Source organism: Nonomuraea sp. 3N208 (assembly GCF_052245935.1).
In the GTDB taxonomy this organism is placed as follows: Bacteria; Actinomycetota; Actinomycetes; order Streptosporangiales; family Streptosporangiaceae; genus Nonomuraea.
Window position 1 is genome coordinate 1 of record NZ_JBQQBR010000017.1, and the last position, 14,445, is coordinate 14,445.

15 protein-coding genes are annotated in these 14,445 nt (G+C 70.7%); 4 read left to right on the top strand and 11 right to left on the bottom strand.

What is annotated here, in order from left to right; all coding sequences use genetic code 11:
- Window positions 1-168 precede the first annotated feature (168 nt).
- Window positions 169-1,296 carry a UDP-N-acetylglucosamine--N-acetylmuramyl-(pentapeptide) pyrophosphoryl-undecaprenol N-acetylglucosamine transferase gene (locus tag ACTWPT_RS25390; RefSeq protein ID WP_443179945.1) on the bottom strand — a complete coding sequence of 376 codons (1,128 nt, stop codon included), beginning with the start codon at window positions 1,294-1,296 and terminating at the stop codon, window positions 169-171.
- Window positions 1,297-1,300: 4 nt separating this feature from the next.
- Entirely contained in the window at window positions 1,301-2,116 is an 816-nt protein-coding gene (locus tag ACTWPT_RS25395) for a formylglycine-generating enzyme family protein (RefSeq protein ID WP_443180170.1), read from the bottom strand.
- A 333-nt stretch (window positions 2,117-2,449) separates the two neighbouring features.
- On the opposite strand from ACTWPT_RS25395, the gene ACTWPT_RS25400 reads away from it, so the two are divergent.
- Both ACTWPT_RS25400 and ACTWPT_RS25405 read left to right on the top strand, forming a co-directional pair.
- On the top strand, window positions 2,450-3,418 hold the full coding sequence (locus tag ACTWPT_RS25400; RefSeq protein ID WP_443179946.1) for a Ppx/GppA phosphatase family protein: 969 nt from the start codon (window positions 2,450-2,452) through the stop codon (window positions 3,416-3,418).
- Between the two features lie 57 nt (window positions 3,419-3,475).
- Window positions 3,476-3,835 carry a hypothetical protein gene (locus ACTWPT_RS25405; RefSeq protein ID WP_443179947.1) on the top strand — a complete coding sequence of 120 codons (360 nt, stop codon included), beginning with the start codon at window positions 3,476-3,478 and terminating at the stop codon, window positions 3,833-3,835.
- 7 nt (window positions 3,836-3,842) lie between these two features.
- Here the strand turns inward: ACTWPT_RS25405 and ACTWPT_RS25410 are convergent, their stop codons facing one another.
- Both ACTWPT_RS25410 and ACTWPT_RS25415 read right to left on the bottom strand, forming a co-directional pair.
- A complete protein-coding gene (locus ACTWPT_RS25410) occupies window positions 3,843-4,274 on the bottom strand; it encodes an ATP-binding protein (RefSeq protein ID WP_443179948.1) in 432 nt (143 codons plus the stop codon).
- Between the two features lie 90 nt (window positions 4,275-4,364).
- Window positions 4,365-4,910 carry a TetR/AcrR family transcriptional regulator gene (locus tag ACTWPT_RS25415; RefSeq protein ID WP_443179949.1) on the bottom strand — a complete coding sequence of 182 codons (546 nt, stop codon included), beginning with the start codon at window positions 4,908-4,910 and terminating at the stop codon, window positions 4,365-4,367.
- A 102-nt stretch (window positions 4,911-5,012) separates the two neighbouring features.
- Here ACTWPT_RS25415 and ACTWPT_RS25420 point away from each other — a divergent pair, with 102 nt between their 5' ends.
- The gene (locus ACTWPT_RS25420; protein WP_443179950.1) at window positions 5,013-6,584 is read left to right on the top strand and encodes an MDR family MFS transporter; all 1,572 of its coding nucleotides are present in this window, start codon (window positions 5,013-5,015) and stop codon (window positions 6,582-6,584) included.
- On the opposite strand, the gene ACTWPT_RS25425 is transcribed toward ACTWPT_RS25420, so the two are convergent.
- The gene (locus ACTWPT_RS25425) at window positions 6,565-6,885 is read right to left on the bottom strand and encodes an STAS domain-containing protein (protein WP_443179951.1); all 321 of its coding nucleotides are present in this window, start codon (window positions 6,883-6,885) and stop codon (window positions 6,565-6,567) included. The two genes, ACTWPT_RS25420 and ACTWPT_RS25425, sit on opposite strands and share 20 nt — an antisense overlap.
- A gap of 65 nt (window positions 6,886-6,950) precedes the next feature.
- Here ACTWPT_RS25425 and ACTWPT_RS25430 point away from each other — a divergent pair, with 65 nt between their 5' ends.
- The gene (locus tag ACTWPT_RS25430) at window positions 6,951-7,880 is read left to right on the top strand and encodes a GNAT family N-acetyltransferase (RefSeq protein ID WP_443179952.1); all 930 of its coding nucleotides are present in this window, start codon (window positions 6,951-6,953) and stop codon (window positions 7,878-7,880) included.
- 23 nt (window positions 7,881-7,903) lie between these two features.
- On the opposite strand, the gene ACTWPT_RS25435 is transcribed toward ACTWPT_RS25430, so the two are convergent.
- The 6 genes from ACTWPT_RS25435 to ACTWPT_RS25460 form a co-directional block, all read right to left on the bottom strand.
- Window positions 7,904-9,187 carry an AAA family ATPase gene (locus ACTWPT_RS25435; RefSeq protein WP_443179953.1) on the bottom strand — a complete coding sequence of 428 codons (1,284 nt, stop codon included), beginning with the start codon at window positions 9,185-9,187 and terminating at the stop codon, window positions 7,904-7,906.
- Window positions 9,178-10,605 carry a hypothetical protein gene (locus ACTWPT_RS25440; RefSeq protein ID WP_443179954.1) on the bottom strand — a complete coding sequence of 476 codons (1,428 nt, stop codon included), beginning with the start codon at window positions 10,603-10,605 and terminating at the stop codon, window positions 9,178-9,180. The genes ACTWPT_RS25435 and ACTWPT_RS25440 overlap by 10 nt, the downstream gene beginning before the upstream one ends.
- 28 nt (window positions 10,606-10,633) lie before the next feature.
- Window positions 10,634-11,764 carry a hypothetical protein gene (locus ACTWPT_RS25445; protein WP_443179955.1) on the bottom strand — a complete coding sequence of 377 codons (1,131 nt, stop codon included), beginning with the start codon at window positions 11,762-11,764 and terminating at the stop codon, window positions 10,634-10,636.
- A complete protein-coding gene (locus ACTWPT_RS25450) occupies window positions 11,761-12,540 on the bottom strand; it encodes a hypothetical protein (protein ID WP_443179956.1) in 780 nt (259 codons plus the stop codon). The genes ACTWPT_RS25445 and ACTWPT_RS25450 overlap by 4 nt, the downstream gene beginning before the upstream one ends.
- 68 nt (window positions 12,541-12,608) lie before the next feature.
- A complete protein-coding gene (locus tag ACTWPT_RS25455) occupies window positions 12,609-13,292 on the bottom strand; it encodes a class I SAM-dependent methyltransferase (RefSeq protein WP_443179957.1) in 684 nt (227 codons plus the stop codon).
- Between the two features lie 160 nt (window positions 13,293-13,452).
- Complete coding sequence (locus ACTWPT_RS25460) at window positions 13,453-14,262, bottom strand: class I SAM-dependent methyltransferase (RefSeq protein WP_443179958.1); 810 nt, start codon at window positions 14,260-14,262, stop codon at window positions 13,453-13,455.
- Window positions 14,263-14,445 lie beyond the last annotated feature (183 nt).

Consider the following 14,445-nt stretch of genomic DNA (forward strand, 5'->3'; position numbering starts at 1 on the left):
GCAACCGGCTCGTCGGCATCCTCCACGGATGCCTCAAAACCCACACCCACTACGACCAAGCAACCGCATGGTCACACCGGCAACACGACCTCGCCGCTTGACATTCCGGCTCCAGGGATGTCTGTCCCGGTGGTGCGGACACCACTGGGGGCGGGGACCGGGCGCCAGTCAGGCCCTGGCCGTCTCCAGCAGCAGGTCGCACAGTGCGTCGGCGGCGTCCACCCGCCCGAGCTTGGCCGCCGCCTGTCCCATCGCCTGCCGCAGCCCCGGGTCGGCCAGCAGCGGCATCAGCTCGGCCAGCAGCTGCTCGGCCGTCGGATGCGGCTCGAGCAGCGCCCGCGCCGCCCCCGCCGAGACCAGATACCCCGCGTTCTTGCGCTGCTCGTCACCCCCGGTCGGGATCAACGGGATCAGCACCGCGGGCTTGCCGATCGCGGTCAGCTCTGACACCGTGCCCGCCCCGCTCCGCGCGATCACCACGTCTGCGGCGGCGAAGAGGTCGGCCAGCTCCCCGCCCACGTACGGCACCGGGTGGTAGCGGTCGGCCAGGTCGGCGGGCACCTCCACGGCCCGCATGTGCTCGATCCAGGCGGGACCGCACTGGTGCACGACCTGCGCGTGCGGCAGCAGCCGCGGCAGGATCTCCGCGATCAGCGTGTTGATCTGCTTGCTGCCCTGCGCGCCGCCCGTCACGTAGATCAGCGGCACCTCGAACGTCAGCCCGAACAGGTCGTACGCCGCCGCCCGGTTGCCCTGCAGCAGCTCGGGCCGGACCGGGTTGCCCGTCACCACGGCCCGCTTCCTGGCCGAGGCGGGCAAGTGCTCCAGCGACGACTCGTGCGACAACGCGATCCTGGTCGCCAGCCTGGCGAGGATCCGGTTGGCCAGCCCCACGACGGTCGTCTGCTCGTGCATCACCAGCGGCCGCCTGATCAGCTTGGCCGCGACCCCGATGGGCACCGCCACGTAACCCCCGGTCGACAACACCACGTCGGGCAGATAGCGGGCCGCGTGCCCGATCGCCTGGCAGACCCCGACCGGGATGCGGAACACGTCGGCGATGTTGGTGCCCAGCTCCTTGAGGTTCGGGCGCCGGCGCAGCTTCCCCGTGGTGATCGCCTTGAACGGGATGCCGTGCTCGGCCGTGATCCTGGCCTCCAGGCCGCCGGCGGTGCCCACCCAGAGCACGTCGTGCGGAATCTGCCGCCGCTGGATGGCCGACAGTGTGGTCAAGGCCGGATAGGTGTGGCCACCGGTGCCGCCGCCGGTGATCAACAGTCGCAGGGTTCGTGACATGCGATCAGACTATGGCCGCACAGCGGAAACCCGTGTGCCCGGTCGAGGAGTCCGGTGTGTTGGCGGTGCGGGCCGCCACCCGGTAGCGGTTGCAGTAGGAATCGTGGCACATGTACGAGCCGCCGCGGATCACCTTCGCCGTCCCCTCGACGGGTCCCGCGGGGTTCTCGGTGTGCGGCTCCCACGTCGTGCCCCACCAGTCGGCGGTCCACTCCCACACGTTGCCGGACACGTTGTACAGGCCGTATCCGTTGGGCTGGAACGACTTGACCGGCATCGTCCCCCTGCTCGGCGCGGTCGGGAAGCGGCCCTGCCAGATGTTGCACCGCGGCCGCCCGCTGGGGGCGAGCTCGTCGCCCCACGGGTACCTCTTCTGCTCCAGCCCGCCGCGGGCCGCCATCTCCCACTCCGCCTCGGTGGGCAGCCGCTTGCCCGCCCACGTGGCGTACGTGGTGGCGTCGTGCCACGACACGTGCACGACCGGGTGGTTCTGCCGGTCGCCGATCGACGACCCCGGGCCCTCGGGGGAGCGCCAGGTGGCGCCCTCCACGCCGGCCCACCACGGCGCGCCCGGCACGGTCGCGTCCATCACGCCGCCCGTGACGAACTGACGGAACACGAACGACCAGCCGATCCGCTCGGCCTCGGTGACGTAGCCGGTCTCCTTGACGAACGTGGCGAACTGCGCGTTCGTCACGCACGCCGGATCGATCATGAACGGGTCGAGCCGCACCTCCCTGACCGGACCCTCGCCGTCTTCGGGCCGGCCGTCCGGGTCGTTCCCGCCCATGAGGAACGTCCCGCCGGGAACGCGTACCATCCCGCGCGGCGCCGCCCGCCGCGTGGTGATCCCCACCGGCTGCTGGTGCGTCGCGGCGGCGGCGCCGTCCCTGCTCGGACCACAGCAAGCGCTCAAAGATCCCCCCAAACGTGTCACGACACCAAGGAAGGGTAGTCCCTGGAGCGTGCGCACCGGAGTTCGGATCACCGGGCCGCCTGCTCTGGTCGTCGTCCATCCGGATCTTCGCGACCACGGGGGCCCCGGGCGTTTCTGCGTGAGCGCTCAGTTAAGCCGTCCGTCACGTTGGAGGATCCGATGCCGGCACTCACCCTCTGTTTCGTAGTAAAAGCGGCAGAACGGTAGCGTTTGCCCATGCGACTCGGCGTGCTGGACATCGGCTCGAACACTGTTCATTTACTGGTCGTCGACGCCCACCGCGGCGCCCGGCCGATGCCCGCGTTCTCACACAAGGAGGGGCTCCGCCTGACGGAGTACCTCCGCAAGGACAACCGGCTGGCCGACGAGGGCATCGAGCGGTTGTGCGACTTCGTCCAGGAGGCCGTCCACCTGGCGGAGGACAAGGGGGTGGAGGACCTGCTGGCCTTCGCCACCTCCGCCGTGCGCGAGGCGGCCAACGGCGAGGAAGTGCTCGCGCGCGTCGAGGAGAGCTGCGGCGTGCACATCGAGGTGCTGTCGGGGCGCGACGAGGCCAGGCTGACCTTCCTGGCCGTGCGCCGGTGGTTCGGCTGGTCGTCGGGGCGGCTGCTGGCCTTCGACATCGGGGGCGGCTCGCTGGAGATCGCCGGCGGCGTGGACGAGGAGCCGGACGTGGCCGTGTCGCTGCCGCTGGGCGCCGGGCGCCTGACGCGGGACTGGTTCACCACCGACCCCCCGGCCGCCGACGAGGTGCGCAGGCTGCGCAAGCACGTACGCACCGAGATCGCCCGCACCGTCGGCGACGTCGTCAGGTACGGCGAGCCCAACCGCGCCGTGGCCACGTCCAAGACCTTCAAGCAGCTGGCCAGGATCGCCGGGGCGGCGCCGTCCAGCGACGGACCGTACGTGCCGCGCTCGCTGTCCAGGCAGGACATGGCCGACTGGGCGGTCAAGCTCACCACCATGGACGCGGCCGAGCGGGCGCAGCTGTCCGGCGTGTCCGAGGGCAGGGCGGCGCAGCTTGCGGCCGGGGCGTTGGTCGCCGACGCGGCCATGGACCTGTTCGAGGTGGACCGGCTGGAGGTCTGCCCGTGGGCGCTGCGCGAGGGCGTGATACTGCGCCGGCTCGACCTCCTGCCCGGGCGTCACGACCAGTCCTCCGCCGCACCGGAGAAATCGGAGTAAGAGTGATATAGCCCCGAAATCGGCATAAGGCACTGGTGGCCGGGCACCTTCCGGCGAATGTTGGACGTGTTCGGCACCATCGGGTCCGTGCTGGTCGTACTCCTGCTGATCGTCCTGGCCACCCTCGTCATCGCGGTCGTCGCGCTGGTCGCGCTCGCGGTCATGGCCGGGTCGATGACCAACTGGCGCAGGCTGTGGCGGCGGCTGACCGGCAGGCAGGCACGGCTGACGCTGAAGCTCAGCGGGAGCGCGGTGCCAGAACGGCGCCGGGCGGAGCTGAGCGGGGGCACACCGCGGCTGCGGCGGCGATTCTCGCTCGGCGGCACCGCAGCCAGGAGGCGCCTCGGCCTCCGCGCCTCGCGCCGTTCCGCGCCCCGCGGGCACCGGCCGGTGGAGCGGCACTCCAAGCTCTCCTAGGGCCGGGTCACGATGCCATGAGGGGTGGGCCGGCCGCTCCCGGTGCGTACCGGAGCCTCTTCTCCAGGCACACCACCGCCCCGTTCTCGCGTTTGTTGGTGAAACGGATCTCGTCGGCGAGCGCCCGCATGATCTGCAGCCCTCGTCCGTGCTCGGCCCCCGGCTCGGGTTCGATCACCTTGCGCGCGTCGAAGCCGTCGCCCGTGTCGACGACCTTGATGACGCACAGGTCGTCGTGGACGGTGGCACTGACCGTGTAGTCGTCGCTGGGCGTCGCATGCTTGATCACGTTGGAGCACGCCTCGGACAGCATGAGCTCGATGTCCTCGCGCACCTGCTGCTCGACGCCGAGCGAGCGGAGCGTGCCGTCCAACATCTGCCTGATCAGCGGGACGCTCGCCGCATCCCTGGGCAGCCGGAGCGCGATTGTGGCTTCCACGGCGCCTCCTCCCGAATGGATGCGTTTGTGCCCCCTGCCCCCGATCCTCCGCCCCAATCGTCCCCTTTAAAGGCGAAAAGTCCGGAAACGTTAGAGCTCGAGCAGCCGCCGGGCCACCTCGATGGACGCCTTGTCGATCTCATCCTGGGTGAGGTCTCCCTGTAGCGTGAGCCACTTGCCCGCGTGCAACGCGAACAACGCCAGGGAACGGCTGATCCGCTCCACCGGCGTGGCGCCGGGATCGCTCATCTGGTTCGTCAGCTCGAACATCATGTCGCGCATCCTGATGAGCTTCGGATGGTCGCGCAGCGCCGTCTGGTTGCGCTCGAGGAACCTCACCATCTCGAGGTGGCGGGGCCCCCGGAGGTTCGCCGCATAGCGCTCCAGCAGCTCGCGCCGCATCTCCGGCGTCCTCGGCTGCGTCTTCGCCCACTCCACCAGCTCCTCGATCTCGGCCACGCGGAGGTCGACCAGGCTCGTGACGATGTCGTCCTTCGTCTTGAAGTGGTAGTAGAGCGCGGCCTTCGTCACGCCGAGCTCCTCGGCGATCTCCCGCAGTGAGGTCGCCTCGTACCCCTGCTCGGTGAAGAGCCTCAGTGCGATCTCCTGGATCCGGGTTCGCGTGTCTTCCCGCACCTTGCACCTATTTCCAACTTGACGGCCGACAAGTAAGTATCTAGCTTAGTCTATGCTTGCCGGTCGGCAAGTAAGCAAGATCTTAATGCTGGGGGTGTGCGGGTGGCGGAAGCAGTCGGGCGGCGCCGTGAGGTCATGGTGGTCCTGCCGGGGCTGATGCTGGCGATGGTGCTGGCGATGCTGGACAACATGATCGTGGGCACGGCCATGCCACGCATCGTGGGCGAGCTCGGCGGCCTGTCGCAGCTGTCCTGGGTCGTGACGGCGTACGTGCTGGGCACCACGGTCTCGACGCCCATCTGGGGCAAGATCGGCGACCTGTACGGGCGCAAGAGCATCTTCATCATCTCGATCGTCATCTTCATGATCGGCTCCGCGCTCTGCGGCATGGCCGGGTCGTCGATGTTCGGCGGGCCGGGCGGCGGCATGGCCGAGCTGATCGCGTTCCGGGCGGTGCAGGGCCTCGGCGCGGGCGGCCTGATGGTGAACGTCATGGCGATCATCGGCGACCTGGTGCCGCCCCGCGAGCGCGGCCAGTACCAGGGCATCATGGCCGGCGTCATGTCGCTGGCGATGATCGCCGGCCCGCTGGTCGGCGGTTTCATCACCGACAACCTCGACTGGCGCTGGGCGTTCTACGTGAACCTGCCGGTCGGCGCGGTCGCCCTGGTCCTCATCGTGACGAACCTGCACCTTCCCAAGCTGCACAACAAGGTACGGATCGACTGGGCGGGCGCGATCCTGCTGTCGATCAGTATCACCGCGATGGTGCTCATCACGACCTGGGGTGGCAACCAATACCCGTGGGGCTCCTGGCAGATCCTCGGCCTGGCCGCGCTCGCCGTGGTCACGCTGGCGGCGTTCGTGGTGGTCGAGCGGAAGGCCGTCGAGCCGATCATGCCGCTGCAGCTGTTCAGGATCCGCAACTTCACGCTGATCTCAGCCATCGGCTTCCTGCTCGGCTTCGCCATGTTCGGCGCGATCAACTTCCTGCCGCTGTTCCAGCAGACCGTGCAGGGCGCCAGCGCCACCAACTCCGGCCTGCTGCTCCTGCCGATGATGGGCGCGGCCATGGTCGTGTCGCTCGTCGTGGGCAAGGCCATCACCAGCACCGGCAAGTACAAGATCTACCCGGTGCTCGGCGGTATCGGCATGGCGGTCGGCATGTGGCTGCTGTCCACGATGGGCGTCAGCACCCCCACCTGGCTGACCGGCGTCTACATCGCGGTGCTGGGCCTCGGCATGGGCTTCCTCATGCAGACCACGCTGCTGATCGCGCAGAACAGCGTCGAGCAGCGCGACCTGGGCGTCTCCAGCAGCGCCACCACGTTCTTCAGGTCGATCGGCGGCTCGTTCGGCGTCTCATTGTTCGGCGCGGTCTTCAACAACACCTTCCAGTCCGAGCTGACCGCCAGATTCGGGGCACGCGCGGCGGAGGGGATCGTCGCGGGCGGCGGCAGGATGGATCCCGCGGCCCTCGCCCAGCTGTCGAGTGCGGAGCGGACCGGGATGCTGGAGTCGCTGGCGACGTCGATCTCCGGCGTCTTCTGGTGGGCCATCGCCTTCGCCGTGGTGGTGCCGGTGCTGGCGGCGTTCATCAAGGAGATCCCGCTGCGCGGCGCCGATCCCGTGGCCGCGTCGCCGAAGGAGCCCGTCACTCCGGCGGCAGGCTGAACAGCAGGTCGAGCGCGGTCATGGCGAGGAGCTTGCGCAGGTAGGGCGTCAACGCCACCACTTGCACCACCGCGCGGGCGTCCGCGGCCCGCTGCTGGAGGCGCACGAGCGCGGCCAGGCCGGAGGAGTCGATGAAGGTCAGCGCCGACAGGTCCACGTCGATCCTGCGGTAGCCGTCCGCGAAGGTCAGGGCCGCGAGCTGGGACGCCGAGCCGTGATCCAGGTCGCCGCCGAGCACGAGCGCGACGGTCGTCGCGTCCTGAGTGGTGACCTCGATGCGCAACGGCATCCTCTCCAGCACCCCAACAGCTTAACCGTGGAAAAATAGGAGGCGCGGCAGAGGGTGGCAGGTGCACAATCCAGCCCATGCACACTCTCCGCCGGCCCCGCGTGGAAGACGCTGCCGCCATGTACGACCTCATCTCGGCATATGAGACAGCGGTCCTCGGCGCGCCGGACATGACACTCCAGGACGTCCAGGACGAGCTGGTGGAGCCGGACTTCGACCGCGACAAGGACGGTTGGCTGGCACAGGACGCCGATGGCAGGCTCCTCGCCTCGGCCTGGGCGTGCAGCAACGGCGACAGCGACCTGGTGGACGTGGACGTCATCGTCCGGCCCGGCGTCGAAAGGCTGGGGGAGCAGCTGTGGCCGCTGGTCATGGGGCGCGCCCGCGAGCTGGTCGCCGAACGTGGGCACGATGGCGTCACCCTGCACATCGGGATCTACCGCGCCGACCATAGCAAGCAGGGCATGGCCAAGGAGCAGGGCTTCGAGCCCGGCACGAGCTTCCATCGCATGCGCATCGACCACGAGGGCCCCGTCGAGGCGCCGGCCCCGCCGACCGGGCTCACGCTGCACTCCGGTGAGAGCGAGGACGTGCGGCGGGAGGCGCACAGCGTGCAGCAGCAGGCCTTCGCCGAGCACTTCGGCTTCGTGAAGCTCGACTACGACCTGTGGCATGAGCGCAGGCAGGCGCAGAGCATCAACGACTGGAGCCAGCTGGTGCTCGCCAGGATCGAAGGGCGCGCGGCGGCGGTGCTGATCGGCAACAACCAGTTCCTGCCCGACCAGGACTGCGGATATGTGGCCACGCTGGGCGTGCTGCCCGAGTTCCGGGGGTTGGGGCTGGGGCGGTTCCTGCTGCGGCACGCCTTCGCCGCCGACGCCGCGCGCGGGCGCAAGGGCACGATCCTGCACGTGGACTCCAACAACACCACGCCGGCGCTGGGGTTGTACGAGTCGGCCGGAATGCGTCCGGTCATGGCCATCGACGTCTGGCGCCGCCGCCTCTGACCCGGCTCCCCGCCCGCGCCGGGTCAGACGCGATGCCGGGACAGGTGTTCCAGCACCGACTGGTTGGCCTCCCACCCGTCCGGGAACTTCACCGGCACGCCGAGTTGCACCGGCTCGGCCGACGGATGGGCGTCCAGCAGTTCGGCGATGCCTGCCCTGGCCACCACCACGCACGCGTGCCGGTGCCGCGAGGCCAGCACGCACAGCCGGCCCGACTCCAGGTGGAAGGCCGTCGCGTCGCGCCGCCCGGACAGCGGGTGCAGCACGATCGTCACGTCGTACTCCCGCCCCTGCAGCCGGTTGGCGGTGTCCACGGTGATCTCCGGTGGCAGGCCCGCCGCCCGGATCGCCGCCACCTGGTCCCGGTGGGCGGCCCCGACCGCGATGCGATCCGCCGTCACCGGCCGCTCGCCCTGCTCCGAGTTCGCCACCGCGCCCCGCTGCAGCAGCCGCTCGGCCAGCAGCGCCACCGCCTGCACGGCCTCACCGTCGGTACGCACCGTGTGCCGGTTCGGGAGCTCCAGCAGCGCCCACCCGGACCGGGCGGCCTCCTCCAGCGCCCGGTCGTGCACGGTCCCCATGCCGCCCGTGACCAGCTCCAGCCGCCGGTCCCCAGGCCCCGTCCCCGACCTGAACCCGGTGAACGGGTAGAACGCCCGCGACACCACCGGTGCCGCCGACGCGGGCAGCCGCCACGACACCGGCAGCCGGTGCACCGGCAGGTCCGGATTGTGCCGCAGCAGCACCGACACCGCGCTCTGCAGCGGGTCCCACGACAACCCCGACCAGCGGTCGCCGTCCACGATCGAGAACGGGTCCAGCTGCCCGGGATCGCCCACGAACAACGCCCGCTCGAACAGCCCCGCGATCCGCAGCAGCTTGTCCGAGCGCATCTGGTACGCCTCGTCCACGATCGCCCACGGCCACACCCGGTCGCCGATCCACGCCCACTTGTCGGCGGTGGCGATGACGATGTCCGGGTCGCCGAGATCCTGGATCCTGGTGCCGAACCGCACGCCGGGTAGCTCCAGCAGCCGCAGCGGCGGCACGTACCCGCTCGCCGACAGCCGGCCCACGCTCAGCCGCGGATGTTTGTCGGAGATCCTGGTCACCAGGTCGTCGACCTGCTCGTTGGTCTGGGCGACGATCATCAGCGGCTCGCCGGTGGCCGCGATGTGCGCCGCCGCCCGCACGACGAGGGTGGACTTGCCCGCCCCCGGCGGCGAGTCGACGACCACGCCCCGGTGCCGCGGCAGGTCGGCCAGCACGTTCGCGATGACCTGCTCCGGGCTGCCGGTCACGACCATTCCTCCTGGGCGTCGTCGTCATCGGGCGTGTACTCCTGGGGCGGCCCACCGTGTGTCCACGGCGTGGCCTCGGAGTCGGGCAGGTTCGGCGAGCCCTGGAAGTCGTCGGTGAGCGAGGTGTAGCAGACCCGCTCGCCGACCTCGGGCACGGCCCCGGGGGTAGGCGTCTTGCCCCGCCCCATCCCCTTGGTGATCTTCACGGTGACCAGGCCCTCGTCCGCGGACACCAGCTCGGCGCCCTGGCCGCGGCGCTGCGGGGTGCCGAGAGACGCGCCGGGCGGCAACCGTACCGGATCGTCGGTTTTGATCACCACGAGCGGGCGGAGCTTGCGCGAGCGGCCCTCGCCCTCGACGTTGTCCGGGACGGTCTCGATCACCTCGCCCGCGAACGCCTCCCCGGTGAGCCGGTACTCCGCCATGATCAGCGGATCGTCGTAGGCGCGCTGCACGTCATAGGCGGCCTGGGCGCGTTCCATGCGGGCCAGTTTGGCGGCGGCCGCGACCGCGCCGTCCCTGCGGGCCTGCGGTGGCCCGCCTTCGGCGATGCTCTGCGCCATGCCGCTGAACGACCCGCGGTCCTGCTCCCACCGCTGGGCCACGCTCGCGCCCGCCTCCAGGCCGGCCAGCAGGTCGACGGCCTGCCACATGAGCCGCCACGTGGGTTCCAGCTGGCTGCGCAGCGCCTCGGTGATGCGCTCGGCCGACCCGCTGTCGATGGCGGGCGCGAGCACCTCCGCGTCGAACCCCGGGTCGGTCGCCGGCCCGGCGGGCGGCCAGCTCAGCGGGTCCTCGGCGGCGTCGCTCGGCCCCTCGGTGATCCAGCCGAGCAGCGCGGCGAGGTTGGCGTCCTCCAGCGAGCTCTGCCCGCTCGCCCAGTGCCGGCCCAGTTCCTCGGTCGCGGCCGGCATGAGCGAGGAGCCCGGGTGCGCGGCCCGCTCCCCGAAATAGGTCAGCCACCTTCCCAGCAGCGGCAACTCGGGTGGCACGGGGTAGGGCCCGTCGGCGCGGCGGAAGCGGGTGGAGCGCCCGAGGAGCCTGGTGAAGGCCACGCCGGCCGCGTTCGGCACGACGAGCTGCGGCGCGTCCAGCGCCCGCTCGTAAGGGTCGGCGCCGCGCCGCTCCACCGTCTCGGTGTCGGCGAGGAAACCCTCGATGTACGGCAGCAGCACCCCGGCCAGCTCGGCCGCCCAGGCGAAGCGCAGGTCGCGGTTGCGCGGCTGGGTCACCACGAGCAGGCGCGGCCGGTCGCGTTCGGTGCCGAGCATGGCGGCCAGCGGCGCGGCGGCCTCGCCCGACAGCTTCAGCGGGATGAACACCATCGGCCGGTCCGACAGGTGGCAGTGGCGGACGGTCGCGATGGGCTGCGCGATGCCCTCGTCCAGGGCCCGCAACCGGGCGAGCGAGGTCAGCAGGCTCACGTCCGGCACCCCCAAGGCGTCCGCGGGGTCACGTCAGGCACTCCCTGCGCAGGCGTTCGGCGTTGCGGAGCAGCCTGGCGATCTCCTCCTGGCCCTCCCGGGGATCCCGGACCCCGTCGGCCAGGCCCAGTGCCTCCGCCACCGACGCGACCCCGCCCAGCTCGTCACGCACCTGCCGCCCGAGCTGGTCGGACGCGCCTTCCTGCCGGGCCTCGTCACGGCAGAAGAAGCACAGGTCGCAGGCGGACAGGCAGTCGGGCGCGTACCGCGCCGTCGTCCTGCGCAGCGCGTCGGCCAGCTCGGCGACGGGCCTGGTGGGCCGGCCGTCCTCGCCGGGCCGCAGGTCGAACGTGAGATCGTCGGGCAGCCCCTCGAGGAGCCGGTCGAGCGTGGTCATCCTGGTGAGCTGGCGCCTCAGCACGGCCAGCTGCTTGCGCACGTCGACCAGCGTCGCGACGGGGCGGTTGGCGAAGTTCTCCGGGCAGACCAGCACCACCTCGTGGGAGACCCGCAGGGGGTCGTGGCCGAGGTCCTCCAGCAGCGTGCGCAGCGCCAGCACGTACACGGCCGCCTGCCGGGCCGCCGCCGCGACCGCCGACGGGTCGGCCTGACCGTCGATCACCGCGAACGACTTGATCTCCACGATGTGGAAGCGGCCGCCCAGCTGGAAGGCCACCACGTCGGGCTCCAGGTAGGCGGTGTGGCCGGCGATCTGGAGGGTGAGCAGCGGGTGGTCGTACAACGTGCCGGCGTCTTGCTCATCCCGGGCCGCCCGGTCGATCAGCGCGCGGGTGTGGGCGTGGCGCAGGTGCGCGCCGACGTTCTCGACGTCGTGGTAGGCCACCTCGGCGATCGGCAGGCCGAGCAGCTCGCGCAACATGCGCAGCAGCTCCGCGCACCCGTCGGCCTTGACCAGCGCCTCGAACACGTTGCCCCGCGTGATCGCGAACGGCGACTGCCCGAACGGCGCGGGGAACCCCAGGTGCCGGGCCGCGGCGTCCTTGTCGACACCGGCCCCGTCCATGAGCGCCCGGCGGGTGCAGCCGGGGTTGGCGGCCAGGGCCGCGATGGCGCGGGCGTCATGCGGCTGCGGCGGCGTCGTACCGCGCAACGCGTCGAGCCGGTGCACAGTGTCGCCTTGGCGCTTCAAGCCGCTCACGTGACGTACTCCTTCTTGATCGTGCTCAGCGTAGCGGCGCCGAACAGGCGGGCGGCGTCATCCAGCTGCTCGGCGGCGCGTCGCGCCAGCTCGGCGCGATCGTGCGTGTCGCGCTCCGCGTGCACCGCCAGCTCGGCGCGGGCCGCCTCGATCACCCGCTCGGGGTGGGGCGGGCCCAGCGGGGCGGAGCTCGCGCCGGTGGCGCCGGGGATGTTCCTGGCCATCCGTCCCAATAACCTGACCGCCCGCTCGTCCTCCGACCCCTGTGAAGCCACCGCGATGGCGCAGGTCAGGAAGTCGACGCGAGGACTGAGCGGCCCGACCACGCGCCGCTCCAGCGGCCAGCTGCTGAGCGTGAGCAGGCCGCGGCCGGGGGAGAGGCGGTCCGTGAGCGCCGCGCACAGGTAGTAGGGCCGCCCGTACGGCGAGGACCGGAACGAACGCTCCTCGTCCCTGCGCAGGCTGGTGAGCTGGGTGCTGCGGATCATGCCGCCGAGGAACGCCTCGCTCACGGCCACGATCAGCCTGGGCTGGGCGGTCGCCCCCAGCAACCGCAGCCCCTGGTGCACCTGCTCGCGCACGGTGACCAGCGGCGTCGGCTCGGGCCCGCCCTCCGGCCGCTCGCCGCTGACCAGGGCGTCCCAGTCCCGCTCGGCGGTGCGCAGCTCGGCGCGCAGCACACGGGCCTTCGCGCCGTCCCTGGCCCGCATGGCCTTGCGCACACCGGCCCGCAGCTCGTCGATCCGCCGCTCGAGATCGTCCAGCCGGTCACTCATGGCGGCGAGCGTACCAACAGTCCCAGCATTTTCCAGTAATTACACCAAGACCGAGGCCAATGTGTGATCTACGATGTAAAGGGCGCCGCGACGAGCCACGTCCGATCCTCGGTCAGGAACCGCTCCAGCCGTAGCCCCACGGCGGCGAGATCGGCCGCCAGGTCGTCGTCGGTGAGCCGTTTGGAGGAGAACGACTGGGTCCAGAGCTTGTCCTCGCCGTACCTGTACCGCATGGTCGCGTGGTGGACCCCGGGCGAGACCTCCTCGACGGCGGCCATCGTGATCGTCACATCCCCGTCCACCCGCCCCATGCCGACGTGCCAGCGATCGTGCGCCTCGGCGGGCATCCACTGGATCAGCACCGCCCCGCCCGGTTTCACGTGCCGGGCGCAGGTGCCGAGCAGCGCGTGCCTGACCGCGTCGTCCACGGTGTTGACCAGCTGGGAGGCCATCATGACCGTGTCGAAACGCCGGTCGAGCCGCAGCTCCTCGACCCGCGCCAGCACCGTCTCAGCATCGCGCACCCGGGCCAGCATCTCGGGCGACTCGTCCACGGCCACCACCTGGAAGCCGCGCTCGATGAGCGGGTGCGTCACCCGGCCCACGCCGGAGCCCAGCTCCAGCACGGAGCCGCCGGGCGGGGTCACCTGGGCGACGATCTCGGGCTCGCCGCCGGGTTTGAGCACGCTGTAGAACTCGACCGAGGATCCGTCGGGGGTGATGGGCCCGGGGCCCGTTCCGGTGTTCGCCATGATCCGACGCTAACCCGCCAGTACCACCACGTCGGCCGACTTGCCGGGCGCGAGGGAGCCGATGCGGTCCTCCATGCGCAGGGCGTGTGTCCTGTGCCCACGAACCTTGAGCGTGTGACAGCGATGTTTGAGTGAGGTGCTCGCTCGTTGGCGTGGTCAGCTAGCCGTCCGAGCCCGCAGTCGACGGCGGTACCTCGACGACGAAGAACAGGAAGCTGAGTTTGGTTGAAAGGTCATGGAAGTCGTCGGGGAACAGCTCACGGGCGGCCGGGTCGGGCTGCGGCTCGCTGATGACGGTAAGGCGGAAGCCGGCGGTGGTGAAGGCATCGGTCATCGCGTGCAATGGCTTGCGCCAGAACCTCATCGGGAAGGACTGTCCATTGAACGTCCAGTCGAAGGTATAGCTGGTGGTCGCGAAATAGTTGGGCCGAGGATCCTGGATCGTGTAGGCCACGAAAGGGTGGTCCACCGACGCGATCAGCCGGCCGCCGGGCCTGAGCACTCGCCGTATCTCGGCCAGCGTCGGCCCCCAGTCCTCCAGGTAGTGCAGGACCAGCGACGCGACCACGTCGTCGAACGCACCGTCGTCGAACGGCAGGCGGTCGCTCAGGTCGACCACGTGCAGGGCCGCGTCGTCACCGAGCCGCCGCCTGGCCAACGCCAGCATCCCGGCGCTGGCGTCGATGCCGGTGACGACCGCACCGCGGTCGCGCAGTGCAGCGGACAGAGGGCCTGAGCCGCAGCCGGCGTCCAGGATCCGGCGGCCGGCCACGTCTCCGGCGAGGGCTAACATCGCGGGCCGCGCGTAGTACGCGTTCACGAGGTTGTTCTCGGTTTCCGCCGAGTACGCCTCGGCGAAGCTGTCGTAGTCATTCACCTGGGCCGTCGGATCTGCAGGCTGGGTTGCGGTCGAAACCGAGGCGGGACGCCTTGGTGCGGAACTCTCGGGCACGTCGGTTACGCGTTCCATCGTCGCAGCCTAGCGATCTTTGGTCGCATTCCTGGACGTTCCGTTATGACCCTGCTGGACGCCTGCTGACCAAGGCGCTCACGGAGATCGTCATCGGGCTTGATCGCGAAGATGACAACGCTCCTCATTCGCGGCGTTCGGGGGCGCTGAGGACGTCGGCGAGGTCGTCCACCGACAGTCCCC